At 67.9% G+C, this 23,062-nt stretch carries 23 protein-coding genes and 1 tRNA gene; 13 read left to right on the forward strand and 11 right to left on the reverse strand.

Translation table 11 applies throughout. From position 1 onward, the window contains the following. Positions 1-559: 559 nt before the first annotated feature. Together PT85_RS16835 and PT85_RS16840 are read right to left on the reverse strand one after the other, a co-directional pair. Positions 560-2,053 (reverse strand): CoA-acylating methylmalonate-semialdehyde dehydrogenase, encoded by a 1,494-nt coding sequence (locus PT85_RS16835; protein ID WP_039607301.1) that lies wholly within the window; start codon positions 2,051-2,053, stop codon positions 560-562. Between the two features lie 9 nt (positions 2,054-2,062). Continuing rightward, entirely contained in the window at positions 2,063-3,409 is a 1,347-nt protein-coding gene (locus PT85_RS16840) for an aspartate aminotransferase family protein (RefSeq protein WP_039607302.1), read from the reverse strand. Between the two features lie 121 nt (positions 3,410-3,530). Here PT85_RS16840 and PT85_RS16845 point away from each other — a divergent pair, with 121 nt between their 5' ends. Together PT85_RS16845 and PT85_RS16850 are read left to right on the forward strand one after the other, a co-directional pair. Then, positions 3,531-4,463, forward strand: a complete 933-nt coding sequence (locus PT85_RS16845) for a LysR family transcriptional regulator (protein ID WP_039607303.1) — start codon at positions 3,531-3,533, stop codon at positions 4,461-4,463. Then, entirely contained in the window at positions 4,460-5,044 is a 585-nt protein-coding gene (locus PT85_RS16850; protein ID WP_039607304.1) for an IMPACT family protein, read from the forward strand. Before PT85_RS16845 ends, PT85_RS16850 begins: the two co-directional genes overlap by 4 nt. A gap of 47 nt (positions 5,045-5,091) precedes the next feature. On the opposite strand, the gene PT85_RS16855 is transcribed toward PT85_RS16850, so the two are convergent. The 4 genes from PT85_RS16855 to PT85_RS16865 form a co-directional block, all read right to left on the reverse strand. Next, positions 5,092-5,559: a copper chaperone PCu(A)C gene (locus PT85_RS16855; RefSeq protein WP_039607305.1), complete on the reverse strand. Its 468-nt coding sequence runs from the start codon at positions 5,557-5,559 to the stop codon at positions 5,092-5,094. A gap of 55 nt (positions 5,560-5,614) precedes the next feature. Beyond that, positions 5,615-5,968 (reverse strand): DUF2946 family protein, encoded by a 354-nt coding sequence (locus tag PT85_RS18095; RefSeq protein ID WP_139182070.1) that lies wholly within the window; start codon positions 5,966-5,968, stop codon positions 5,615-5,617. Positions 5,969-6,026: 58 nt separating this feature from the next. Further along, positions 6,027-7,922 (reverse strand): propionyl-CoA synthetase, encoded by a 1,896-nt coding sequence (locus PT85_RS16860; RefSeq protein ID WP_039607306.1) that lies wholly within the window; start codon positions 7,920-7,922, stop codon positions 6,027-6,029. Between the two features lie 91 nt (positions 7,923-8,013). Beyond that, the gene (locus PT85_RS16865) at positions 8,014-9,183 is read right to left on the reverse strand and encodes a Bcr/CflA family multidrug efflux MFS transporter (protein ID WP_039607307.1); all 1,170 of its coding nucleotides are present in this window, start codon (positions 9,181-9,183) and stop codon (positions 8,014-8,016) included. A 124-nt stretch (positions 9,184-9,307) separates the two neighbouring features. On the opposite strand from PT85_RS16865, the gene PT85_RS16870 reads away from it, so the two are divergent. The 3 genes from PT85_RS16870 to cueR all read left to right on the forward strand — a co-directional run bounded on the left by PT85_RS16870 (position 9,308) and on the right by cueR (position 12,792). After that, the gene (locus tag PT85_RS16870; protein WP_027590587.1) at positions 9,308-9,925 is read left to right on the forward strand and encodes a TetR family transcriptional regulator; all 618 of its coding nucleotides are present in this window, start codon (positions 9,308-9,310) and stop codon (positions 9,923-9,925) included. Positions 9,926-9,992: 67 nt separating this feature from the next. Beyond that, positions 9,993-12,371 carry a heavy metal translocating P-type ATPase gene (locus PT85_RS16875; RefSeq protein ID WP_039607308.1) on the forward strand — a complete coding sequence of 793 codons (2,379 nt, stop codon included), beginning with the start codon at positions 9,993-9,995 and terminating at the stop codon, positions 12,369-12,371. 4 nt (positions 12,372-12,375) lie between these two features. Continuing rightward, a complete protein-coding gene (cueR, locus tag PT85_RS16880) occupies positions 12,376-12,792 on the forward strand; it encodes a Cu(I)-responsive transcriptional regulator (RefSeq protein WP_027590589.1) in 417 nt (138 codons plus the stop codon). Positions 12,793-12,795: 3 nt separating this feature from the next. Here the strand turns inward: cueR and PT85_RS16885 are convergent, their stop codons facing one another. The 3 genes from PT85_RS16885 to PT85_RS16895 all read right to left on the reverse strand — a co-directional run bounded on the left by PT85_RS16885 (position 12,796) and on the right by PT85_RS16895 (position 15,889). Beyond that, a complete protein-coding gene (locus PT85_RS16885) occupies positions 12,796-13,689 on the reverse strand; it encodes a PA4780 family RIO1-like protein kinase (RefSeq protein WP_039560151.1) in 894 nt (297 codons plus the stop codon). A gap of 109 nt (positions 13,690-13,798) precedes the next feature. Further along, positions 13,799-14,266, reverse strand: a complete 468-nt coding sequence (gene bfr, locus PT85_RS16890; protein ID WP_027590591.1) for a bacterioferritin — start codon at positions 14,264-14,266, stop codon at positions 13,799-13,801. Positions 14,267-14,608: 342 nt separating this feature from the next. Further along, positions 14,609-15,889: an acetyl-CoA C-acetyltransferase gene (locus PT85_RS16895; RefSeq protein WP_039607309.1), complete on the reverse strand. Its 1,281-nt coding sequence runs from the start codon at positions 15,887-15,889 to the stop codon at positions 14,609-14,611. Between the two features lie 159 nt (positions 15,890-16,048). On the opposite strand from PT85_RS16895, the gene PT85_RS16900 reads away from it, so the two are divergent. Then, positions 16,049-17,395, forward strand: a complete 1,347-nt coding sequence (locus PT85_RS16900; RefSeq protein ID WP_027590593.1) for a 3-oxoacyl-ACP reductase — start codon at positions 16,049-16,051, stop codon at positions 17,393-17,395. A 44-nt stretch (positions 17,396-17,439) separates the two neighbouring features. Here PT85_RS16900 and PT85_RS16905 read toward each other — a convergent pair whose 3' ends face one another. Then, on the reverse strand, positions 17,440-18,447 hold the full coding sequence (locus PT85_RS16905) for an AraC family transcriptional regulator (RefSeq protein ID WP_027590594.1): 1,008 nt from the start codon (positions 18,445-18,447) through the stop codon (positions 17,440-17,442). A 181-nt stretch (positions 18,448-18,628) separates the two neighbouring features. Between PT85_RS16905 and PT85_RS16910 the strand changes: the two genes are divergently transcribed. The 7 genes from PT85_RS16910 (at position 18,629) to PT85_RS16940 (ending at position 22,874) form a co-directional block, all read left to right on the forward strand. Then, a complete protein-coding gene (locus tag PT85_RS16910) occupies positions 18,629-19,492 on the forward strand; it encodes a MaoC family dehydratase (RefSeq protein ID WP_039607310.1) in 864 nt (287 codons plus the stop codon). Between the two features lie 280 nt (positions 19,493-19,772). Then, a complete protein-coding gene (locus tag PT85_RS16915; protein ID WP_039607311.1) occupies positions 19,773-20,078 on the forward strand; it encodes a MazG-like family protein in 306 nt (101 codons plus the stop codon). Continuing rightward, complete coding sequence (locus tag PT85_RS16920; protein ID WP_039607312.1) at positions 20,075-20,827, forward strand: methyltransferase domain-containing protein; 753 nt, start codon at positions 20,075-20,077, stop codon at positions 20,825-20,827. The genes PT85_RS16915 and PT85_RS16920 overlap by 4 nt, the downstream gene beginning before the upstream one ends. A 24-nt stretch (positions 20,828-20,851) precedes the next feature. Then, on the forward strand, positions 20,852-21,439 hold the full coding sequence (locus PT85_RS16925) for a DUF4136 domain-containing protein (protein ID WP_052237733.1): 588 nt from the start codon (positions 20,852-20,854) through the stop codon (positions 21,437-21,439). Between the two features lie 34 nt (positions 21,440-21,473). Continuing rightward, entirely contained in the window at positions 21,474-22,034 is a 561-nt protein-coding gene (locus PT85_RS16930) for a DUF4136 domain-containing protein (RefSeq protein ID WP_027591797.1), read from the forward strand. A 10-nt stretch (positions 22,035-22,044) separates the two neighbouring features. Beyond that, on the forward strand, positions 22,045-22,410 hold the full coding sequence (locus PT85_RS16935; protein ID WP_039607313.1) for a DsrE family protein: 366 nt from the start codon (positions 22,045-22,047) through the stop codon (positions 22,408-22,410). Continuing rightward, positions 22,407-22,874, forward strand: coding sequence for a glycine cleavage system protein H (locus PT85_RS16940; protein WP_039607314.1), 468 nt, complete (start codon positions 22,407-22,409; stop codon positions 22,872-22,874). The genes PT85_RS16935 and PT85_RS16940 overlap by 4 nt, the downstream gene beginning before the upstream one ends. Before the next feature lie 81 nt (positions 22,875-22,955). Here the strand turns inward: PT85_RS16940 and PT85_RS16945 are convergent. Then, positions 22,956-23,051 (reverse strand) — tRNA-Sec (locus PT85_RS16945). Between the last annotated feature and the right edge of the window lie 11 nt (positions 23,052-23,062).

The following is a 23,062-nucleotide window of genomic DNA, read 5'->3' on the forward strand; positions in this document are numbered from 1 at the left end:
TATTTCGATCTGACCGATTGTATAATCCAAGGCGTCGCATTCTACACCGCCGGTTATGCCTGACAAGCGTTGAATTGAACTTTTTCGTGTCATCTCAACCGCTTACCACCCAGAGCCGGTTCAACCATACTCTGCAGCGGGAGGCGAATCATACAGCGCCAAACGACACTGTCAACCCCGCCTCGACCAGCAGCCCGCTTCCTCTAGCGAGCCCCCCCCCCAAGCAGATCCGAACATCCAACTCGTTGATTTACAAGGAGTTTTCAGCAGCTCTGCGCTGGAAGTGGGGCGCATTATAGGGCGCCATAATCTGCCGTCAACGGTTATTTGTAGTTTTATTACAAAAGTTCATTCGAAGACGCCTAAGGCGCTCTCACAGCATGAGGTTGCTTGCAAAGCGCTCGGCAAGCGCGGGAATGGTCAGGCTGGGATCACACCCGCATTCACCGGAAGGGCAGTTCCATCGACCACATGCGATCCGAGATAGCCAAGCATCTGGCGGTCGCGATCAATGACGCGTGCTCCGGCACTCCCTGGTGATCGATACTCGCCCAAGCACCTATCTATTGCTTGGAAATGCAAACTGCGCCGCTTCGTGACTGGCCCGTTGCGGCCATTTCTGGGTGATCGCCTTGCGCCGTGTATAGAACCGCACGCCATCCGGGCCGTAGGCATGCAGGTCGCCGAACAGCGAACGCTTCCAGCCACCGAAGCTGTGATAGGCCACCGGCACCGGCAGCGGTACGTTCACACCGACCATACCGACCTCCACCTCCTCACAGAACAGCCGGGCCGCCTCGCCGTCGCGGGTAAAGATGCAGGTCCCGTTGCCGTATTCGTGAGCGTTGATCAGCTGTATGGCCTGCTCCAGACTGCCGACCCGCACGATGCACAGTACCGGCCCGAAGATCTCCTCCCGGTAGATGCGCATGTCAGGCATGACACGGTCGAACAGGCAGCCTCCCAGGAAGAAACCCTGCTCATGTCCAACGACCGACACATTCCGCCCATCAAGCACCAGCTCCGCCCCGGCCGCGACACCGTCTTCGATATAGGAAAGCACCTTCTCCCGTTGAGCCGCGGTTACCAAGGGTCCCATGTCCATGCCGCATTCCGTGCCGGCCCCCACCTTCAGCGCTTGAATCTGCGGTACCAGCTTTGCCACCAGCGCATCGGCGACCTGATCGCCGACACATACCACCACCGAGATGGCCATGCAGCGCTCGCCGCACGAGCCGTATGCCGCGCCCATCAGTGCGCTAACCGCATTGTCCAGATCCGCATCGGGCATCAGCACCGCATGGTTCTTCGCCCCACCCAGCGCCTGCACCCGCTTGCCGCGCCGAGTACCCTCCGTATAGATGTGCTCGGCCACCGGCGTCGAGCCGACAAAGCTCAAGGCCTTGATTTCCGGTGCCTCGATCAGCGCATCCACCGCGGCGCGATCCCCGTGCACTACATTGAGGACGCCTTTGGGCAATCCGGCCTGCAGCATGAGCTCGGCCACATACATAGCTGAGCTGGGATCCCGCTCGGAAGGCTTGAGGATGAAGCAGTTGCCGCAGGCGATGGCCAGCGGATACATCCACAGCGGCACCATGGCCGGAAAGTTGAACGGCGTGATGCCCGCCACGATGCCGAGCGGCTGAAAGTCGCTCCAGGCGTCGATGTTCGGCCCCACGTTGCGGCTGTATTCACCCTTGAGCAGCTCCGGCGCGCCACACGCATACTCGACATTCTCGATGCCGCGCTGCACTTCCCCGGCGGCATCCTCGAGAGTCTTGCCATGTTCCTCGCTGATCAGCCGGGCGATCTCGTCGCGGTGCTCGTCAAGCAGTTGCTTGAAACGGAACAGCACCTGGGCCCGTCGAGCAGGGGGCGTATTGCGCCACACCGGAAAGGCCGCCGCGGCAGCCGCAACGGCCTGCTGCACCGTGGCGTGATCAGCCAGCGAGACCCGGCGAATTGCCAGCCCGCGTGACGGGTCAAAAACCTCCGCGGTGCGTTCGCCGAGCACCCGTTCGCCGTTGATCAGATGTGCAATGACTGACATGAGCGGCTCCTAATCCAGTCCATTGAGGGTTTCGCCGACCGCGTCGAACAACCGGTCGAGGTCGGTCGGACGGGCATTGAAGGTCGGGCCGAACTGCAGCGTGTCGCCACCAAAGCGCACATAGAAGCCCGCCCGCCACAGGCGCATGCCGGCCTCGAACGGGCGCACGATGGCATCGCCGTCGCGCGCAGCCAGCTGGATCGCCCCGGCCAGGCCGCAGTTGCGGATATCCACCACATGCCGGGCACCCCTTACGCCGTGCAACACCTGTTCAAAGTGGGGCGCCAGCTCGGCAGCCTGCTGGACCAGGTTTTCACCCGCCAGCAGGTCCAGGGTGGCCAGCCCGGCGGCGCAGGACACTGGGTGGGCCGAATAGGTATAGCCATGGGCAAACTCCACGGCGTGCTGCGGCAACACCTGCTCCATGAAGGTCCGGTAGACCTCCTCGCTGGCCACCACCGCGCCCAGCGGCACCGCACCATTGGTGAGCTGCTTGGCAAGGTTCATCAGATCCGGCGTCACGCCGAAGTACTGCGCACCACTGTAGGTGCCCAGGCGGCCGAAGCCGGTGATCACCTCATCGAAGATCAGCAGGATGTCGTGCTGGTCGCAGATCTCGCGCAACCGCTGCAGATAACCGGTGGGCGGCACCAGTACGCCGGCGGAGCCGGACATCGGCTCGACGATCACCGCCGCGATGTTCGAGGCATCGTGCAACTCGATCAGCTTGAGCAACTCGTTGGCCAGTTCCACGCCACCGCTGCCGGCCATGCCCCGGGTGAACGCCAGGTGCGGTTGCAAGGTGTGCGGCAGATGATCGGCTTCCAGTAGCTGGCCGAACATCTTGCGATTGCCACCGATACCGCCCAGCGAGGTGCCGGCGATATTCACACCGTGGTAGCCGCGCGCTCGACCGATCAGCCGCGTCTTGCTCGGCCGTCCCTTCAGCCGCCAGTAGGCGCGCGCCATCTTCACCGCCGTGTCGGCGCACTCGGAACCGGAGTTGGTGAAGAACACATGATTCAACGGGTCGGGCAGGCGCTCGGCGATCCGCTCTGCCAACTGGAATGACAGGGGATGGGCGAACTGAAAGCCCGGCGAATAGTCCAGGGTGCCCAGCTGGTGCGCCACTGCGGCCTGGATCTGCGCCCGGCAGTGGCCGGCCCCGCAGGTCCACAGGCCCGACAGACTGTCATAGACCTGCCGACCCTCGCTGTCGGTCAGCCAGCTGCCCGAGGCGCCGACGATCAGGCGCGGGTCTTGGTGGAACTGACGGTTGGCGGTGAACGGCATCCAGTGGGCATCCAGTTTCAACTGGCTGGCTACCGGGGCGGTGACGCTTTGATGGAGATTCATCGCAAGCCTCGCAAAGGACCAGAACCGCCTGAACAGCATGGCGCTTGCCGCCGACATTGCCAGCGACCTAAAGTCCGTTAAATACCGATATTCCGGAGCTCACTTCACTCATGGCTAAACAATGACTACCGTTCGGTCCCTCCCCCTGGCCCAGGTCACCGATTTCGATCTGCGCCTGCTGCGACTGTTTCGCAATGTGGTGGAGAGCGGCGGTTTTTCGGCCGCGGAAAGCGTGCTGGGCATCGGCCGCTCGGCGATCAGCCAGCAGATGGCCGACCTGGAGCAGCGGCTCGGACTGCGCCTGTGTCAGCGCGGCCGTGCCGGCTTCGCCCTGACAGAAGAAGGCCGCGAGGTCTACCAGGCGGCCCTGCGCCTGCTGGGGGCTGTGGAAGGCTTTCGCGACGAGGTCAATGCGCTGCATCGCCAGTTGCGCGGCGAGCTGCACATCGGCCTGCCGGACAACCTCGTGACCCTGCCGCAGATGCGCGTAACCCATGCATTGGCCCGTCTCAAGGCGCGCGGTCCGGACATACACATCCACATCCGCATGATCCCGCCGGCGGAAGTGGAACAGGGGGTGCTGGATGGACGCCTGCAGGTCGGCGTGGTGCCGCAGGCCGGCGCGCTGGCCGGGCTCGACTACCAGCCGTTGTACGCGGAACGCTCCCTGCTCTACTGCGCCGCCGGTCACCCACTGTTCGCCCTGGAGGATACGGCCATCGACGACGCCCTGCTGGAGCGCCAGGAAGCCATCGCCCCGACCTTCCGCCTGCCACCGGATGTGCAGCCCCACTACCGCGCGCTGCGCTGCACCGCCAGCGCCTCGGATCGCGAGGGCATGGCCTTCCTGATCCTCACGGGCTGCTACATCGGCTATCTGCCGGAACACTATGCCCGGCAATGGGTGGAAGCCGGTCGGCTGCGGGCACTCAAGCCCCGGGAACGCTTCCACGATCTGCCGCTGGCGGTGGTCACCCGCAAGGGGCGACGCCCTCAGCTGATTCTCGACGAGTTTCTCGCGGCACTGGCCGCCACCGGGGACACGCCCACATGACCTGGACCCTGAGTGCACCCTGCGATTACCAGGAAGACATCCGCAAGAGCCGCTTTGTCGCCCTGGCCGCGCCAGTCACCGACGCAGCTGCCGCGCAGGCCTTTATCGCGGCACACAGTGCCGCGGATGCCACTCACAACTGCTGGGCCTGGAAGATCGGTCAGCAGTACCGCTTCAACGATGACGGAGAGCCCGGCGGCACCGCCGGGCGACCGATCCTGGCCGCCATCGAGGGGCAGGATTTCGATCAGGTGGCGGTGCTGGTGATCCGCTGGTATGGCGGCATCCTGCTCGGCACCGGCGGTCTGGCGCGCGCCTATGGCGGCTGCGCTGCGAAGTGCCTGCAGGCGGGCCTGCGCCAGCCGCTGATCGAGCGCATCGACCTGCGCTGCCGCTGTGAATTCGCCGAGCATGCCCGCGTCCGCCAGCGCCTCATGGATTGCGGCGCGCTGCTCGATGGGGAGGATTTTCTGAGCGAGGGGGTGGAGCTGCGCTTCCGGCTGGCGCCCGACCGGCGGGAAACCCTGCAGCGGCAATTGGCCGACCTGAGTCGTGGCCGCATCCACCTGCAGGAAACATGACCTGAGTCGGGTGCCGCAACGCTGCCCACGCTGCGGCACCCGGCCCGTCAGTGGCCGTGGTGGTGGCCGCCCTGCATGGCGGGCGCCATGTGCCGTACCGGGACTTCCACGGTGAGCTCGCCGGCCTTTTCGAAACGCAGGGTCAGTGGGAACTGCTCGCCGCCCTTCAGTTGGCGGGGCAGTTCGAGCAGCATCACGTGGTAACCGCCCGGCTGAAAGCTCACCTCGGCACCCGCCGGCAGCGGAATCCCGCCGGCCACTTCACGCATCTGCATCACGCCGCCGACGTGGGCGTGCTCGTGCAGTTCGGCCTTCCCCGCGATCGGAGTGGCGGCGCCGACCAGGCGATCGGCACCGGCACCCGTGTTATGCAGCACGAAGTAGGCGGCGGCCGCCGGGGCGGTGGGCGGCATGGCCCGCGACCAGGGCTGCTCGACCCGGATATCCTGAGCCTGCGCCCAGGCGGTGGATAGACAAAGCGCCGCACCCAGCAGCGCGCGTTGAAATTTCAGCATGTGAACACCTTGATCGAATGAAGGAGAGGTAATGACCGGAAGTAAGAGGTCGCGATCAAGGTGCGCGGGGACACGCCAGGGTGTAACGGCGACGTGAACGCCGAACGGCACGCCCCGCCAGCAGGAGAAGCCCGGTTCCCGCCAGCATCGGTCCATCCGCGTTCCAGCCGCCATCGCTCGCCCCGGGGTTCTGACACAGCGGACAGCTCCAGTCACCCAGCGGTTCGGCGTCCTCTGCCGGAGACGCATCGAAGCCCGCGCTGTCACTGGAGCAGAAACCGCCCGCCAAGCCACTCAGTGCCAGTGCGCTGGACTGGCCGTGACGCAAGCCGCACAAATGCAGGCTCAGCAGCACGCTCAGGCACAGCGTCCAAAGCAGCAGGGGATGAGGTCGACGGGTGGCAATCATGCGCGCGACTCTACCAGCCACGGGCGCGACTGCAAGGCCACCCCTGAGCGACGTGATGTCACGGGGCCTCGGCCGACAGCTCGCCCCGGAGCACCCCGGCCAGCTCTTCGAGGATCGCCGGATCGTCGATGGTGGCCGGCGGCGCGTAAGGCTCGCCAGCCGCGATCTTGCGCAGCACCGCACGCAGGATCTTGCCCGAACGCGTCTTCGGCAGCCGGCGCACCACCCGCACCTGCTGGAAACAGGCCAGCGCGCCGAGCTCCTCGCGCACCCTGGCCACCAGTTCGGCCTGCAGAGCAGCCGGATCGATCGCGACCCCTTCCTTGCAGACCACCAGCGCAAGGGGCAGCTGTCCCTTGAGGTCGTCCGGCACACCGATCACCGCGCATTCGGCCACTGCCGGATGACGCGCCACCCGGTCCTCCATCTCCCCGGTGGACAGGCGATGGCCGGCCACGTTGATGACATCATCGGTGCGGCCCATGACGTAGACGAAACCGTCGGCGTCCAGGTAGCCGCCATCACCAGTCAGGTAATGCCCGGGCACCGCCTGCAGATAGGCCTGCCGGTAGCGCTCAGAATCGTTCCACAGCGTCTGCGCGCACCCCGGCGGCAACGGCAGCGAGACCACGATGGCGCCCTCCTGACCTGCGTCCAGCAGCTCGCCCTCCTCGTTCACCACCAGCACGTGGTAGCCCGGTACTGCCGCGTTGCTCGAGCCGGCCTTGCGTCGATAGTCGTCCAGCCCCACGCAGGGCGCGGTCACCGGCCAGCCGGTCTCGGTCTGCCACCAATGGTCGTGTACCGGCCGGGCGGTCTGCTCCTCGAGCCACTGGTGCGTGCTGGAATCCAGCCGCTCGCCGGCCAGGAACAGCGCGCGCAACGAACTCAGGTCGTGGCGCGCGAGCCGTTCGCCAGACGGGTCTTCCTTGCGCACTGCGCGAATGGCGGTCGGCGCACAGGTCAGCGCATTCACCCGGTACTCCTCGATCACCCGCCAGATCGCCCCGGCATCCGGCGTGCGCACCGGCTTGCCTTCGTAAAACACCGTCGCGCAACCGGCCATCAGCGGGCCGTAGACGATCATCGAATGGCCGACCACCCAGCCGATGTCCGACAGCCCCCACCAGACGTCGCCCGGCCGCATGCCGTAGACCCGTTCGAAGCAGTAGCGCAGCGCCACCGCGTGGCCGGCGTTGTCGCGCACGATGCCCTTCGGCCGCCCCGTGGTGCCCGAGGTGTAGAGGATGTACAGCGGATCGCCGCCGAGCACCGGCACTGGCTCCACAGGCGATGCCTGTGCCACCTGTTGCGCCCAGTCCAGATCGCGCCCCCCGCGCAATTGCGCCGGCGCCTGCGGACGCTGCAGCACCATCACCCGTTGCGGCGGATGCTCGGCCAGCGCCAGCGCCGTTTCCACCAGCGGCTGGTAGGGAATGACCCGGTCGAACTCGATGCCGCAGGAGGCCGTGAGCAACAGCTTCGGCCGCGCATCGTCGATGCGCACCGCCAATTCCTGAGGCGCGAAGCCGCCGAACACCACCGAATGCACCGCCCCCAGGCGCGCGCAGGCCAGCATGGCCATGGCCGCCTCCGGCACCATGGGCATGTAGATGACCACCCGGTCGCCCTTCTCCACTCCCAGTGCGCGCAACGCACCGGCCAGCCGGGCGACCTCGTCGCGCAACTGGCGGTAGCTGTACTGACGCTTCACGTCGCTGACCGGCGAATCGTAGAGCAGCGCGGGCTGTTCACCCCGGCCGTTCTCGACATGCCGGTCCAGCGCCAGATAGGCAGTGTTGAGTAGCGCATCGGCAAACCAGCGGTGCGTCCCATCGTCCAGCGCACGCAGGGTTTCGCGCGGCGCCCGGAACCAGTCCAGATCACGGGCCTGCTCGGCCCAGAAGTCGGCGGGCTCCGCCAGTGAACGCCGGTAATCCTGTGGGTAACTCATGGATGTCTGCCTCGCCGCCACGCCCTTGATGGCTTCGAGTATGGTTCGCCTGCCACACCTCGCCAGAACCTGCCGAGATGGGAAAGCGCTATCAGCGGGCCTCCACCTGGCCGCTGTACCAGGCCAGCAGCGCCGCCAGCAGCGCGCAGCCGGCGATCACCAGGGCCATCGGCAGCGCACTGCCATCATGCAGCACGCCAACCAGCGCACTGGCCAGCGCCGCCACGGCAAACTGCAGACTGCCCATCAAGGCCGAGGCACTGCCCGCCTGGCCGCCCTGGCGCGCCATCGCGCAGGCGGCGGCGTTGGGCAGGATGCAGCCCAGGCAGCCCATGGCGAGGAACAGCGGCAGCATCAGCAGCCAGAGCGGCGCGCGCCAGGCCGCAAACAGCAGCAGCAACAAAGCGCAGAACAGGAACAGAGCGCTCAGCCGGCGCAGCCAGAATCCCGGGCCGCGGAAGCGCATCAGCCAGGCGTTCACCTGGGCGGAGAGGATGAAGCCGGCGGCATTGACGCCGAACAGCCAGCCGTAGTGCTCGGCGGGCACGCCGTACAGTTCGATGAACACGAACGGCGAGCCGGCCACGTAGGCGAACATGGCGGAGATCGACAGCCCGCCTGTCAGGGCGAAGGTGAGGAACTCGCGGTCACGGAACAGTCCCAGGTAACGGCCCAGGCTACCGCGTAGCGGCAAGCGCTCGGCGCCGGCCGGCAGGGTTTCCGGCAGCCAGCGGTACAGCGCCAGGCCGACCAGCGCACTGAACAGCGTCAGGCTGTAGAAGATCGACTGCCAGCCGAACAGCTGCAGCAATAGACCGCCGGCGAGCGGTGCGAGAATCGGCGCCACCCCCATGACCAGCATCAGCTGCGAGAACACCTTGGCGGCGTCGCGTGGCTCGCAGAGATCGCGCACCACCGCGCGTGACACCACCATGCCGGCGCAACCGCCCAGTGCCTGGGCCAGGCGCGCGGCGATCAGCGCGTCGAGGCTCGGCGCCAGCGCGCAGGCCAGCGACGACAGCACGAACAGCGTCACGCCGAACAGCAGCGGCCCGCGCCGGCCGTAGCGGTCGGCCAGGGGCCCGTAGATCAGCTGGCCGAACGCCAGGCCGATGAAATACACCGCCAGCGACTGCTGCACATGCTCGACGTCGGTGCTGAACGCCTGAGCCAGGGCGGGAAAACTGGGCAGATAGAAATCGATGGCCAGCGGCCCGAAGGCCGACAGGGCACCCAGAATCAGCAGCAGACGAATGGGCATGAGCTACATATTCCTGACTGGAGCGCGCCGCGAGGCTGCGACTCTCTTACATACATTGACGTTTGTAAATCATGAATCGACAATGCCGCCTCCTTTCCTGCTGCCGAGGCCCCGGACCCACCCCATGCGTCGAACCAAAGAAGATGCCGAGAAGACCCGCGCCGCCATTCTGAACGCCGCCGAACAGCTGTTTCTCGAGCGCGGGGTGGCGCACACCAGTCTGGAGCACATTGCCCGGGCCGCCGGGGTCACCCGGGGCGCCGTCTACTGGCACTTCCAGAACAAGGCCGACCTGTTCACCGCCATGCTTAACCAGGTGCGCCTGCCGCCCGAGCAGATCGCCGAGAAACTCAGCGCCGATCCGCAGCTGTCGCTGGGCTCGCTGCGCGACATGTGCGTCGGCGGCCTGCAGATTCTGGTGCAGAACGAGCAGAAGCGACGCATCCTCACCGTGCTCATGCAGCGCTGCGAGTTCACCGACGAGTTGCGTCCGGCCGAGGAACGTCACAACCAGTTCGTCAATCAGTTCATTGCCATCTGCGAGCGTCTGCTGGAGGACTGCGAACGCCTTGGCCAATTGCATCCGGGCATCAACGCCCACCAGGCCTCACGGGCGGTGCATGGCCTGCTGATCGGCCTGATCGGCGACTGGTTGCGCGACCCGCAGCAGTTCGACCCGGAGACCGATGCCGGGCCCATGTTCGACGCACTGTTCCGCGGACTGATTCGCGAGCGCGCCTGAACGGTGGAACGCTTGACCTTGCCACGAGGTCAAGGTCGAGCATAGGGTCACTCGCAAGGAGGAACCCATGTCCGCCACCCTCGATTTCCCCATCAGCGGCATGACCTGCGCCAGCTGCGCCGGCCGGGTCGAACGCGCCCTGAACAAGCTCACCGGCGTGCGCCACGCCGAAGTCAACCTGGCCAGCGAACGCGCCCGCGTCGAAACCGACGGCGCCACGCTGGACGAGCTGATCGCCGCCGTCGAGCGCGCCGGCTACCAGGTGCCGGCGCGCAGCCTGGAGCTCGCCATCACCGGCATGACCTGCGCCAGCTGCGCCGGGCGCGTCGAACGCGCGCTGGGCAAGGTGCCCGGCGTGCGCGCCGTCAGCGTCAACCTGGCCGGCGAGCGCGCCCATCTGCAACTGGTCGGCGAGGTGCGCGACGCCGCGCTGATCGCCGCCGTCGAGAAGGCCGGCTACCAGGCCAGCCTGGCGGCCCGCGACAGCACCGACGGGGCAGACGCCGAGCGGCGCCTGCGCCGCGAACGGCTGGCGGTGATCCTCGCCCTTTTGCTGGCCGCGCCGCTGGTGATCCCGATGTTCGGCGATCTGCTGGGCCAGCACTGGATGCTGCCGGCCTGGGCGCAGTTCCTGCTCGCCACACCGGTGCAGTTCGTGCTCGGTGCGCGCTTCTACCGGGCCGCCTGGAAGGCCGTGCGCGCCGGCAGCGGCAACATGGACCTGCTGGTGGCCATGGGCACCAGCGCCGGCTACGGCCTGAGCCTCTACCAGTGGTGGGCCGCCCCGGCCGGGCAGATGCCGCACCTGTATTTCGAAGCTTCGGCGGTGGTCATCGCCCTGGTGCTGCTCGGCAAGTACCTGGAAAGCCGCGCCAAGCGCCAGACCAGCGCGGCCATCCGCGCCCTGGAAGCCCTGCGCCCGGAACGCGCCCGGCGCCTGGTGGACGGTCGCGAGGAGGAGGTGCCCCTTGCCCAGTTGCGGGTCGGCGATCTGGTGGTGGTGCGCCCGGGCGAGCGCTTCCCGGTGGACGGCGAAGTGGTCGAGGGCGAAAGCCAGGCCGACGAGGCGCTGATCAGCGGCGAAAGCCTGCCGGTGGCCAAGCAGCCCGGCAGCACGGTCACCGGCGGCGCCATCAATGGTGACGGTCGCCTGCTGGTGCGTACCCAGGCCGTCGGGGCGGAAAGCGTGCTGGCGCGCATCATCCGCCTGGTGGAAGACGCCCAGGCCGCGAAGGCGCCGATCCAGCGCCTGGTCGACCGCGTCAGCGAGGTGTTCGTGCCGGCCGTGCTGGTCATCGCCCTGCTCACCCTGGGCGGCTGGCTGCTGGCCGGCGCCGCGCTGGAAACCGCGCTGATCAACGCCGTGGCGGTGCTGGTCATCGCCTGCCCGTGCGCCCTGGGCCTGGCCACCCCGGCGGCGATCATGACCGGCACCGGCGTGGCGGCCCGCCACGGCATCCTGATCAAGGACGCCGAAGCCCTGGAGCGCGCCCACGCGGTGACGGTGGTGGCCTTCGACAAGACCGGCACCCTGACGTCCGGCCGACCGCGCGTCGTGCACCTGCACGCCGTGGACGGCGACGGGGCCGCGCTGCTGCGCCAGGCCGGCGCCCTGCAGCGTGGCAGCGAACACCCGCTGGCCCGCGCGGTGCTCGACGAGTGCGCCGAGCGCCAGCTGCAGGTGCCGGAGATCCGCGCCAGCCAGGCCCTCGGCGGACGCGGCATCGCCGGCGAGCTGGACGGCCGGCGCCTGGCCCTGGGCAACCGCCGGATGCTGGAGGAACAGGGCCTGCAGCCGGGCGCCCTGGCCGCGCAGGCCGCCGACTGGGAAGCCGAGGGGCGCACCCTCTCCTGGCTGATCGAAACGGCGCCGCAGGCGCGCGTGCTGGGCCTGTTCGCCTTCGGCGACACACTCAAGGACGGCGCTGCCGCCGGCGTGGCCGCCCTGCAGCAACGTGGCATCCACACCCACCTGATCAGCGGCGACAACCGCGGCAGCGCCCACAGCGTGGCGAAGCAGCTGGGCATCGAGCAGGTGCACGCCGAAGTGCTGCCGGCTGACAAGGCCACCGAGGTCGCGCGCCTGAAGGCGGGCGGTGCGGTGGTGGCCATGGTCGGCGACGGCATCAATGACGCGCCGGCGCTGGCCGCCGCCGACGTGGGCATCGCCATGGGCGGCGGCACCGATGTGGCCATGCACGCCGCCGCCATCACCCTGATGCGCGGCGACCCGCGCCTGGTGCCGGCGGCCCTGGAGATCAGCCGGCGCACCTACGCGAAGATCCGCCAGAACCTGTTCTGGGCGTTCATCTACAACCTGATCGGTCTGCCGCTGGCAGCGCTGGGCTTCCTCAGCCCGGTGGTGGCCGGCGCGGCCATGGCGCTGTCCAGCGTCAGCGTGGTGAGCAACGCGCTGCTGCTCAAGCGCTGGAAACCCGAGGAGTAAGGCGATGAACATCGGTCAGGCGGCAAAGCACAGCGGGTTGTCGGCGAAGATGATCCGCTACTACGAATCCATCGGCCTGCTGCGCCCGGCCGGGCGCAGCGCCAGCGGCTATCGCACCTACGGCACGGACGACCTGCATCGCCTGGGCTTCATTCGCCGCGCGCGGGATCTGGGCTTCTCCCTGGAGGAAGTGGGCCGCCTGCTGAGCCTCTGGCAGGACCGCCAGCGCGCCAGCGCCGACGTGAAGGCCCTGGCCAGCGCCCATGTGCAGGAACTGAACCGCAAGATCGCCGAGCTCAGCGAGCTGCGCGACACCCTGCAATCCCTGGTGGAGCATTGCCACGGCGATGACCGGCCGGACTGCCCGATTCTCAGCGAGCTGGAATCGGGCCCGTGCTGCTCCACAAAACAGGCGAGCTGATGCTCAGCCGCGCAGCCAGGGCGGCGTAGGTTCTTCCAGGCCGACCGGCGCGTCCGCCTCGGCCAGCGCCGCCTGGCGCCGGGCCTGATCGGCCAGGGCCGCCTTGATCTCGCGCAGCACGGCATCCAGGTCGGCTTCCTCCTCCGGCTCGGCGAACTCGCCGGTCAGCATGCTCTGCGGGGTCAGCTCACCCTGTTCATAGAGCGCCCACATTTCCTGGGCGTAACGGGTGTGCAGGAGTTCAGGCGCGTATTGGCCGAAATACTCGGCCATGTTGGTGACATCGCGCTCCAGCATGCGGAAGGCGTGGTTGTTGCCCGCGGCATCGACCGCCTGGGGCAGGTCGATGATCACCGGGCCGTCCGGGTCGAGTAGCACGTTGAATTCAGACAGGTCGCCATGCACCAGTCCGGCGCAGAGCATCTTGACGATTTCGCCGATCATCACGCCATGCAGCTCGCGGGCGTCCTCGGCGCTCATGTCGACATCGTTCAGGCGCGGTGCGGCATCGCCCTCGCCGTCGCTGACCAGCTCCATCAGCAGCACGCCATCGACGAAGTCGTAGGGCTTGGGCACGCGCACACCGGCGCTGGCCAGCCGGAACAGGGCGGAGACCTCGGCGTTCTGCCAGGCCTCCTCGCGCTCGCGCCGACCATGCTTCGAGCCCTTGGCCATGGCACGCGCGTCGCGGCTGTTACGCACCTTGCGGCCTTCCTGGTATTCGGCGGCCTGGCGGAAGCCCCGCTTGTTGGCCTCCTTGTAGACCTTGGCGCAGCGCAGCTCGTCGCCACAGCGCACCACGTACACGGCGGCTTCCTTACCGCTCATCAACGGGCGCAGGACCTCGTCGATCAGGCCATCTTCCAGCAGGGGTTCGAGACGTTTCGGGGCTTTCATGCGCAGGCGGCGGGCTCGGTGAAAAGATGGGCCGACTTATACGGCATTGCGGGAGGCTGCGGCTATTCGCAGCCTCCCGGCGGTGGCACACAGGTTCGTCAGGACAGACTCAGCTGGCCTGGGACTGCAGGTAGTTCTGCAGGCCGATGCGGTCGATCAGCCGCAGTTGCTGCTCCAGCCAGTAGGCGTGGTCTTCCTCGGTGTCGTGCAGCTGCGCCACCAGCAGGTCGCGGCTGACGTAGTCGCCCGCCTGCTCGCACAGTTCGATGCCCTTGGCCAACGCGGCGCGCACCTTGTATTCCAGCGCCAGGTCGCTACGCAGCATGGCCGGCACGTCGGCGCCGGGGTGGATGGCTTCCGGTGTCATATCCGGGCTGCCTTCCAGGAACAGGATGCGCTGCAGCAACACGTCGGCGTGCTGGGTCTCCTCTTCCATTTCGTGATTGATGCGCTCGTACAGTTTGGTGAAGCCCCAGTCGGCGTACATGCGCGAATGCAGGAAATACTGATCACGCGCGGCCAGCTCGCCCTTGAGCAGGACTTTCAGGTAATCGACGACGTTCGCTTGGCCTTGCATGGTTCAACTCCTCGGGCGTCCACGGCTCTGACTGTCCCGGCAAGCTTCGGCTTGTGCCGCCCCCAGGTCAAGCCGCGCTTACCCACAAAGCCTGGGGATAACCCCGTGGAGAAGCTGTCCACCCTACCCGTGCAGCCCGTAGGCTGCGAGGGCCGCCAGCAAATCGTGCACTTATTGCCCAAGTGCTTGTTGGACAAGGGAAAATCACAACGCCGGATTGGCTCGGAGCAGCCGACCTTACCCACAAAGCCTGGGGATAACTCCGTGGAGAAGCTGTCGACCAGGGCGGTGCGGGCCCGTGCTGGCGGGCCCTTGCCTCAGATTGTGCAGGTTTTCGCCAGGTCAGCTTTCCAGGATGGCGACCACCCCCTGACCGCCAGCGGCGCAGATCGAGATCAGCCCGCGCTTGCCGGGGCCGGCCTGGTGCAGCAGTTTGGCCAGGTTGGCGACGATACGCCCACCAGTAGCGGCGAACGGGTGACCCGCGGCCAGCGAGCTGCCCTTCACGTTGAGCTTGCTGCGGTCGATCGCGCCCAGCGGCGCGTCCAGCCCCAGGCGCGTCCTGCAGTACTCGGCATCCTCCCAGGCCTTGAGGGTACACAGCACCTGGGCGGCGAAGGCTTCGTGGATCTCGTAGAAGTCGAAGTCCTGCAGGCGCAGGCCATGGCGGGCCAACAGGCGGGGTACGGCATACACCGGCGCCATCAGCAGTCCTTCGGCACCCTGCACGAAATCCACCGCTGCCGCCTCACCGTCACAGAACCAGGCAAGGATCGGCAGGCCGTGCGCCTTGGCCCATTCCTCGCTGGCCAGCAGCACCACCGAGGCGCCATCGGTCAGCGGGGTGGAGTTGGCAGCCGTCAGGGTGCCCCGCCCGCCCTTGTCAAACACCGGCCGCAGGGTGGCCAGCTTGTCCAGGTCGATGTCCGGGCGCAGGTTCTGGTCGCGGCTCAGACTGGCGAACGGCGTGAGCAGATCGGTGTGCCAGCCCTCGTCATAGGCGGCGGCCAACTTGCGGTGGCTGTCATAGGCCAGGCGGTCCTGCGCGTCGCGGGGTATTTCCCAGTGCTGGGCCATGCGCTCGCAGTGCTCGCCCATCGACAGCCCGGTGCGCGGCTCGCCGTTGCGCGGGATATGCGGCGCCAGGTGGCGCGGGCGCACCTTGAGCAGGCTTTTCACCTTGTCGCCGGTGGACTTGCCGCGATTGGCCTCCAGCAGGATGCGCCGCAGGCCCTCGTTGACACCGATCGGCGCGTCCGAGGTGGTGTCCACACCGCCGGCGATGCCGCAATCGATCTGCCCGAGAGCGATCTTGTTGGCCACCAGGATGGCCGCTTCCAGGCCGGTGCCGCAGGCCTGCTGGATATCGTAGGCCGGGGTCTGCGGCGACAGGCGTGAGCCGAGCACGCATTCGCGGGTCAGGTTGAAGTCCCGCGAGTGCTTGAGCACTGCGCCGGCGACCACCTCGCCGAGGCGTTCGCCATGCAGGTTGAAGCGCTCGATCAGGCCTTCCAGGGCGGCGGTGAGCATCTCCTGGTTGCTGGCGGTGGCGTAGACGGTGTTGGAGCGGGCGAACGGGATGCGGTTGCCGCCAACGATGGCGACCCGGCGCAGCTGGGCCATGAACGGACTCCTGGAGAAGGTGAAAGGCGGCTGTAGGCTAGCGGCCCGGACAGACGTCGCATTGGCCGCCTCGCCGGCTGACCGGTCAGTCCGGTCAATGCGGGCTGCGCGCCAGCCGGTAGAGTGCACGCCATTCTGCCTTCTACCGGAGTCTTTCCCATGTCCGACCGCTACCTGGAATTCGCCAACTCCACCCTCGGCCGCCGCCTGGTCGGTGCTGTCGGCCTGCCGCGTCCGATCCGTCTGGAGCGCTGGGCCAGTGGTCGTTCGCGGCCGGTGGACGGGGCGATCCTGCTCGGCGGCGGCTTGCTCGCCAGCACGCTGGCCGGCAGCCTCAAGCGCCTGAGCAGCGAGCTTTACGCCGACCGCGATGGCCTCGGCGAGCTGCCGCGCTGGCCGGGCGCGAGCCCGCTCAAGGCACTGGTGTTCGATGCCAGCGACCTGGACAGCCCGGAGCGCCTGGGCGAGCTGCGCCGCTTCTTCCAGCCCGCGCTGGCCCAGCTCGACAGCTGCCCGCACATCCTCGTGCTGGGCCGCGCCCCGGAAAGCCTCAAGGACCCGTTCGCCGCCAGCGCCCAGCGCAGCCTGGAAGGCTTCACCCGCTCACTGGGCAAGGAAGTGCGCCGGGGCGGCACCGTGCAGTTGCTATACGTCGCCGAGGGTGCCGAGGATCAGTTGGAAGGCGCGCTGCGCTTCTTCCTCTCACCGAAGAGCGCCTACGTGTCCGGTCAGGTGGTCCGCCTGCAGGCCAATCGCGCCCAGGTAAAGGACTGGAGCCGCCCGCTGGCCGGCAAGCGCGCGCTGGTCACCGGCGCCTCGCGCGGCATCGGCGCGGCCATCGCCGAAACCCTGGCCCGTGACGGCGCCGACCTGCTGCTGCTCGACGTGCCGCAGGCCGGCACCGCGCTGGAGGCCCTGGCCGCGCGCCTGGGCGGGCGCTCCCTGGCGCTGGATATCTGTGCCGAGGACGCCGCGCAGCGCCTGACCGAAGCGCTGCCGGATGGTGTGGATATCGTGGTGCACAACGCCGGCATCACGCGCGACAAGACCCTGGCGAAGATGAGCGAGGAACAATGGGATGCGGTGATCGCCGTCAACCTGCGCGCACCGCAGCGGCTGACCCAGGCGCTGCTGGACGCCGGGACCCTGCATGACGACGGTCGCGTGGTGCTGATCGCCTCGATCAGCGGCATCGCCGGCAACCTCGGGCAGACCAACTACGCGGTGAGCAAAGCCGGGCTGATCGGCCTGGCACAGGCCTGGGCGCCGCTGCTGGCGCCGCGCGGCATCACCCTCAACGCGGTGGCGCCCGGCTTCATCGAAACCCAGATGACCGCCGCCATTCCGCTGACCATCCGCGAGGCCGGCCGACGCATGAACGCCCTCAACCAGGGGGGCCTGCCACAGGACGTGGCCGAGGCGGTCGCCTGGCTGGCCCAGCCGAGCAGCGGCGCGGTCACCGGCCAGGTATTGCGGGTCTGCGGGCAGAGCCTGCTGGGCGCCTGAGCGAACCTGCACGGCGTGGCGCTGCGCTCGGCTGACTTTCGAGATCAGGACACCCGGGCGGCGGCCTTGCCGCGACGGCGGAACTCCACCGGGGTTTCGCCGACCCAGCGCTTGAAGGCGCGGTAGAAGGTGCTCGGCTCGGAGAAGCCAGTGCGTTCGACGATCACCTCGATACGCTCGTCGGTCTTGAGGAGCAGCTCCTTGGCCAGCCGGCAGCGGTAGTCGGTGACCAGGTCATTGAAGCGCACCCCCGCCAGCGACAGGCGCTCACGCAAGCGCCGCGTCGGCATCTGCAGGCGCGTCGCCACCTGTTCAAGGGTCGGCCCGCCGTCCAGCAGCAGCTCGCCGATCAGTTCACGCACCTGGCGCACCAGGTCCAGACGCTCGACTTCGTGCAACTGGCGACGCGCCAGCGACTCGTGCATGCGCAGCAGATCCGGTGCGGCATGCCGCGAAGGACGTTCCAGCACCGCGGCGTCGAACACCAGTGCATAGCGCGACGCGCCCAGACGGGCCGGGCAGCCATACACCTCGGCATACCGTTCGGCGGGAGCGCCCTGCCCATGCATGAACTGCACCTCCAGCGGTCGGAACTGGCCGTCGGTCAGCGCCGAGAACAGACGGATCGCCGCCCCCGCCAGCATTTCCGGGAAGTGACGGGAGACGTCGGGCGTCCCCCCCATCACCAACACGGCCTGGCCGTCAGCAGCTTCCAGGCCGGCGGACAGGGTGTCGGAAAGCAGCCGTGCATAACGCAGCGCATGGCGCAGGCCATCGCCAAAGGTGGGACTGGAGAGAAACAGATATTCGAGCAGCAGGCCGTGATAGGGCGCCAGGTGCGCCACCAGATGCAGGCCCACATGCTCTTCGCCACAGGCTTCCGCGCAGGCCTGCCAGAAGGGTGCCTGGGCACTGTGGGGAAACCGCCCCTGTGGCAGGCCTTGCGCGGGCAGACCCAACTGGGCCAGAACCGGAGCCGGATCGACACCACTGGCACGCAGGGCCTCGATCACCGGGCGCAGCAGCGCCGCGTCATCGGTCAGATCTCGCATCGTCATTTTTGGTTTTTCTTGTGAGGCGTGACGCCCGCATCTTAGACAGCTTTTTGCCAGCTGCTCAAGGCGACGGCACTGCGGAATGGCTGCTGCGTCACCGTTGCGCGACAGCCTGGCCAATGCCACCACCGGCAAAGCCCGGGAACCTGTGCGGTCATCGGATTCAAGGAGAGCCCCGATGCTGACCGACTGGCAAGAATTGCCCCGTGCCCCCGCCCTGCCCGGGCTGTTCGCTCGCGCCGCCCTGCGCCGGGGCAACCGGGGCCGCACGCTGCCCGGGCTTGGCCTGGCCTGTAGCCTGAGCGTGGACCCCGACAACCTGGCCCGCTACCGCACGCTGTGCGGTTTCGCCGACGACGGCCGTCTGCCGCCCACCTACCCGCATATCCTGGCCTTCGCCCTGCAGATGAGGCTGCTGACCGCCAGGGATTTTCCGTTCCCGCTGCTCGGCCTGGTCCATCTGGAAAACCGCATCCGTGTGCTGCGCACCCTCGGCGGACTGGGCCCGTTCCGCGTCAGTGTCCACACCGAGCGGCTGCTGCCCCACGAAAAGGGCGTCACCTTCAGCATCATTACCCGCCTGGAAGACCAGCTCGGCCTGCTCTGGGAAGGCGACAGCCGCATTCTCTATCGCGGCCTGCGCCTGGACGGCACGCCGCCAGCACGGGTCGAGCCGCAACCCCTGCCTCTGGAGGAGATCGCCCATTGGCGGGCACCGGCGGACATCGGCCGGCGCTACGCGCGCGTCGCCGGCGACTTCAATCCGATCCACCTCGCCGCGCCGACCGCCCGGCTGTTCGGCTTCCCCCGAGCCATCGCCCACGGCCTGTGGAACAAGGGCCGCGCGTTGGCTGCCCTGGGCGAACGCTTGCCGGACAGCGGTTACGAGGTGGAGGTGCGCTTCCAGAAGCCGGTGCTGCTACCGGGCGAGGTGCGCCTGCTGGCCAGCACCCCGGCACCGGAGGGCCAGTTCGCACTGCGTGGCCGTGATGACCTGCCACATATGAGCGGCGCCTGGCGGCCCATCGAAACGCCAAGGTAGCGTGGGCCGGACCGCGCCTTCCTATCCGCGGCGAGCAACCCGCAAGCAGCGTGCCCACCGCCTGGCGGCCAGATGAAGCGTTGTCCACCCTACGAAACCCAGCCAGGTACTGGCCCTGTAGGGCCGGCTTTACGCCGGCCGGGGGATCCAAAACCCGAACCACCGCATCTCCGGCCGGGATAAACCCGGCTTCACCAACAGCCGACGGCGCTCCGCGGCGCCGGGCTTATCCCCGCCGGCATCTTCCGGGATAATCCCCGGCTCGCACTCCGGAGCCGCCATGAACCTCGACGCCCTCACCGCCCGCCTGCACGCCATCCGCGACGCCAACGACTGGCGGCGCTTCCACAGTCCGAAGAACCTGAGCATGGCCGCCAGCGTGGAAATGGCCGAGCTGGTGGAGATCTTCCAGTGGCTGGGCGAGGACGAGTCGCACCACCTGTCGCCACAGCAACTGGAACACGCCGGCCAGGAAATCGGCGACGTGGTGCTCTACCTGCTGTTGCTGTGCGCCGAGCTCGGCCTGGACATGGACCAGGTGGTGCGCGCCAAACTGGCCGATACCGAACGGCGTTACGGAAAATGAGCGACCGCCACTTCGACGAACTGGCGACGCGCTTCGCCGAGAAGATCTATGGCGGCGCCAAGGGCGCCATCCGCCTCGCCGTGCTGCAGGCCGATCTGGCCGAGGTACTGCCGTCCTGCCCGCTGCGCGTGCTCGACGTCGGCGCCGGGCTCGGCCACATGAGCCTGTGGCTGGCCGGCCAGGGCCACGCGGTGACCCTCGCCGAACCGGCCGCGCCGATGCTCGACGGCGCCCGCGAGCGCTTCGCGGCGGCGCAGCTGCCGGCGCAGTTCCTCCAGGCCTCCTGGCAGGAGCTGGCGACGCAGGCCCACGAGCCCTACGACCTGGTGCTCTGCCACGCCGTGCTGGAATGGCTGGCCGAGCCGGCCGCCATCCTTGCGCCGCTGCGCCAGCTGACCGCCGAAGACGGCTGGCTGAGCCTGGCGTTCTACAACCGCGACGCGCTGATCTACCGCAACCTGCTCAAGGGCCACTTCCGCAAGCTGCGCAAGGAACAGTTCGCCGGAGAGGGACAGAGCCTGACCCCGCAGCGTCCGCTCGACCCGCGCGAGCTGGAGGCGCAGCTGGCACCGCACTGGCGCATCGAGGCGCGCAGCGGCGTGCGCGTGTTCCACGACTACATGCCCGCCGAGTTCCAGGGCAAGGCCACCCTCGAAGACCTGCTGGAGATGGAGCTGACCTATCGTCGCCATCCGGCCTTCGCCGGGCTGGGTCGCTATCTACACTGGATGTGTCGCCCCGTTGTATGACCGTGCGGGGCCCGGGAGTCGTGTATGCCCCGTTCAGTCCTGCTGGTCCTGTATGCGCTGCTGGTCGCCTGCCAGACAACCAGCAGCACCTCTCCCACCTCATGGCCGGCGCAAGCCGGCGCCGACAGCCCGGATGTCGTCCAGCCCGCCCCCGGGGCGTATTACCCGGCGACCCAGCGTGATTACGCTGCCTACCGCACCTGGCGATGGCAACAGGAGCCGACCGGCAGCGCCCACTACAGCGCCGCACAGGTCCGCGACGCCGTTACCGCCGAGCTGGAACGGCTCGGGCTGCGTGAACGCCACGACGCCAGCGCCGACCTTACGGTCTGGGCCGAGCTGTTCCAGACCAGCCGCCTGCAACAGGTCGTCGAGCCTTACGGCGGCAGCCAGGGTTTTGCACCTCACGTCGGCGCCTTCGGTGGCGGATGGAACGCCATGCCCAGGGTCTACGCCTATCGGCGCAACATACTGGTCTTGAACCTGGAGCTGCGCGACAGTGACGACGGCCAGGCGGTCTGGCGTGGCCATGGCGAGTCCCCCGTCGATGGCGCCGACCGAACCAGGCTATACCAGGCCGCGCGCAGAGCGCTGTCCGGCTTTCCGCCGTAGACTGACCGGCGTCACCGAACCGGAGGTTACCGCCATGCCGTACCGCCTCTTGCTGATTCCGCTGCTTATGGTGCTCGGCGCCTGCCAGAGCACCATGGAGCTGGATTACGACCCCACCCGCGACTTCGCCGCCTACCGCAGCTGGAGCTGGCAGGAGCCCGCGGTGCGCTACCGTCCGGACGATCCGGTGATCAAGAGCGACCTGACCGAGCAGCGCATTCGCGAAGCCGTCGGCCAGCAACTGGAACAACGCGGCCTGCGTCAGGCGACCAGCGGCCAGGCCGACCTGAAGGTGCAGGCCTGGTTCAGCGTCGAGCGTCGCCAGGACAGCTACACCACCTACTACGGCGGCATGTTCATGGGCTACCCGAGCGGCTGGTGGGGCGGCCCGTCCTACGCCCAGACCAACACCTACGACTATCGCGTCGGCATCCTGCAGGTCGACCTGCTGGATGGGCGCGATGGCCGGCTGGTGTGGCGCGGCAGTGACGAGCAGGTGCTGTCGCGCGGTCAGCAAAGCCCGAGCGAGCGCGCCACGCTGATTCGCGAAACGGCGGCGCGGGTGCTCAGCCAGTATCCGCCGCGCGCCCGCTGACGGAGGCGACATGGACAGTCGCGACATACTGATCCTGGTCACCAGCGGACCGAGCACCCCGGCCCGCTGCGCCGCCCCCTTCCACATCGCCACATTGCTGGCCTGCATGGATGCGCGGGTCACGCTGTTCCTCACCGGCGAGGCCACGCAACTGGCCCGTCGTGAAATGGCCGAAACGGTACGCCCGATGGCCGATGGTGAATGCGTGCTGCACTTCATCCGCCAGGCCAAGCAGGCCGGCGCGCGTCTGCTGATGTGTCGCCAGCCGGGCGTGGCGCTGGACGCGGCGCTGCTCATCGAGGAGCTGGACGAGATCTCCAGCGGCGGTGAACTGGCCCGGCTGATCCTCGAAACGGAAAAGGTACTGAGCCTGTGAATATCCAAGGACTGGAGTTCCCCGACGACTTCCAATACGCCCCGGCGCTGGGCCTGTGGCTGCGCGAGGAGGCGGACGGACAACTGACCCTCGGACTGAACGCCTACGGCTGCGCCCTGTACGGCGAAATCTTCGCCTTCACGCCCAAGCGCCTCGGCGCACGCATCGAGGAAGGACGCAGCTTCGGCGTGCTGGAATTCGCCAAGGCGGCCACCTCCTCGCGCAGCCCGCTGGGCGGCGAACTGAGCGCGATCAACGAGGCCCTGGAACAGCGCCCGGCGCTGATCCATCGCGATTGCTACGGCGCCGGCTGGCTGGTGCGCCTGCGCCCGGAGGACTGGCCCGCCCAGCGCCAGCGCTTCCCCCAGGGCGAAGCGGCGCGCGGCGCGCTGGAGGCGCAGATGCGCCTGGACGGCTTCGACCCGGACAACCCGGCGGTGCAGGCGCTGAAGTGGAAGAAGTAGCGGGACGGCGCAACCGCGTTGCCGGCCGAACCCAGAAGCTCGCGGATAAATCCGCTCCCACAGGCCGCGATCAGAGATCAATGGCGGAAGGCAGTAGGAGTCGAACCTACCCGGGAGCGGCTGCCGCCCCCAACTGAATTTGAAGTCCAGCCGCGCCACCGGACACGCTTGCCTTCCAGGCTCGGTAA

This window comes from Pseudomonas flexibilis, from assembly GCF_000806415.1.
In the GTDB taxonomy this organism is placed as follows: Bacteria; Pseudomonadota; Gammaproteobacteria; order Pseudomonadales; family Pseudomonadaceae; genus Serpens; species Serpens flexibilis.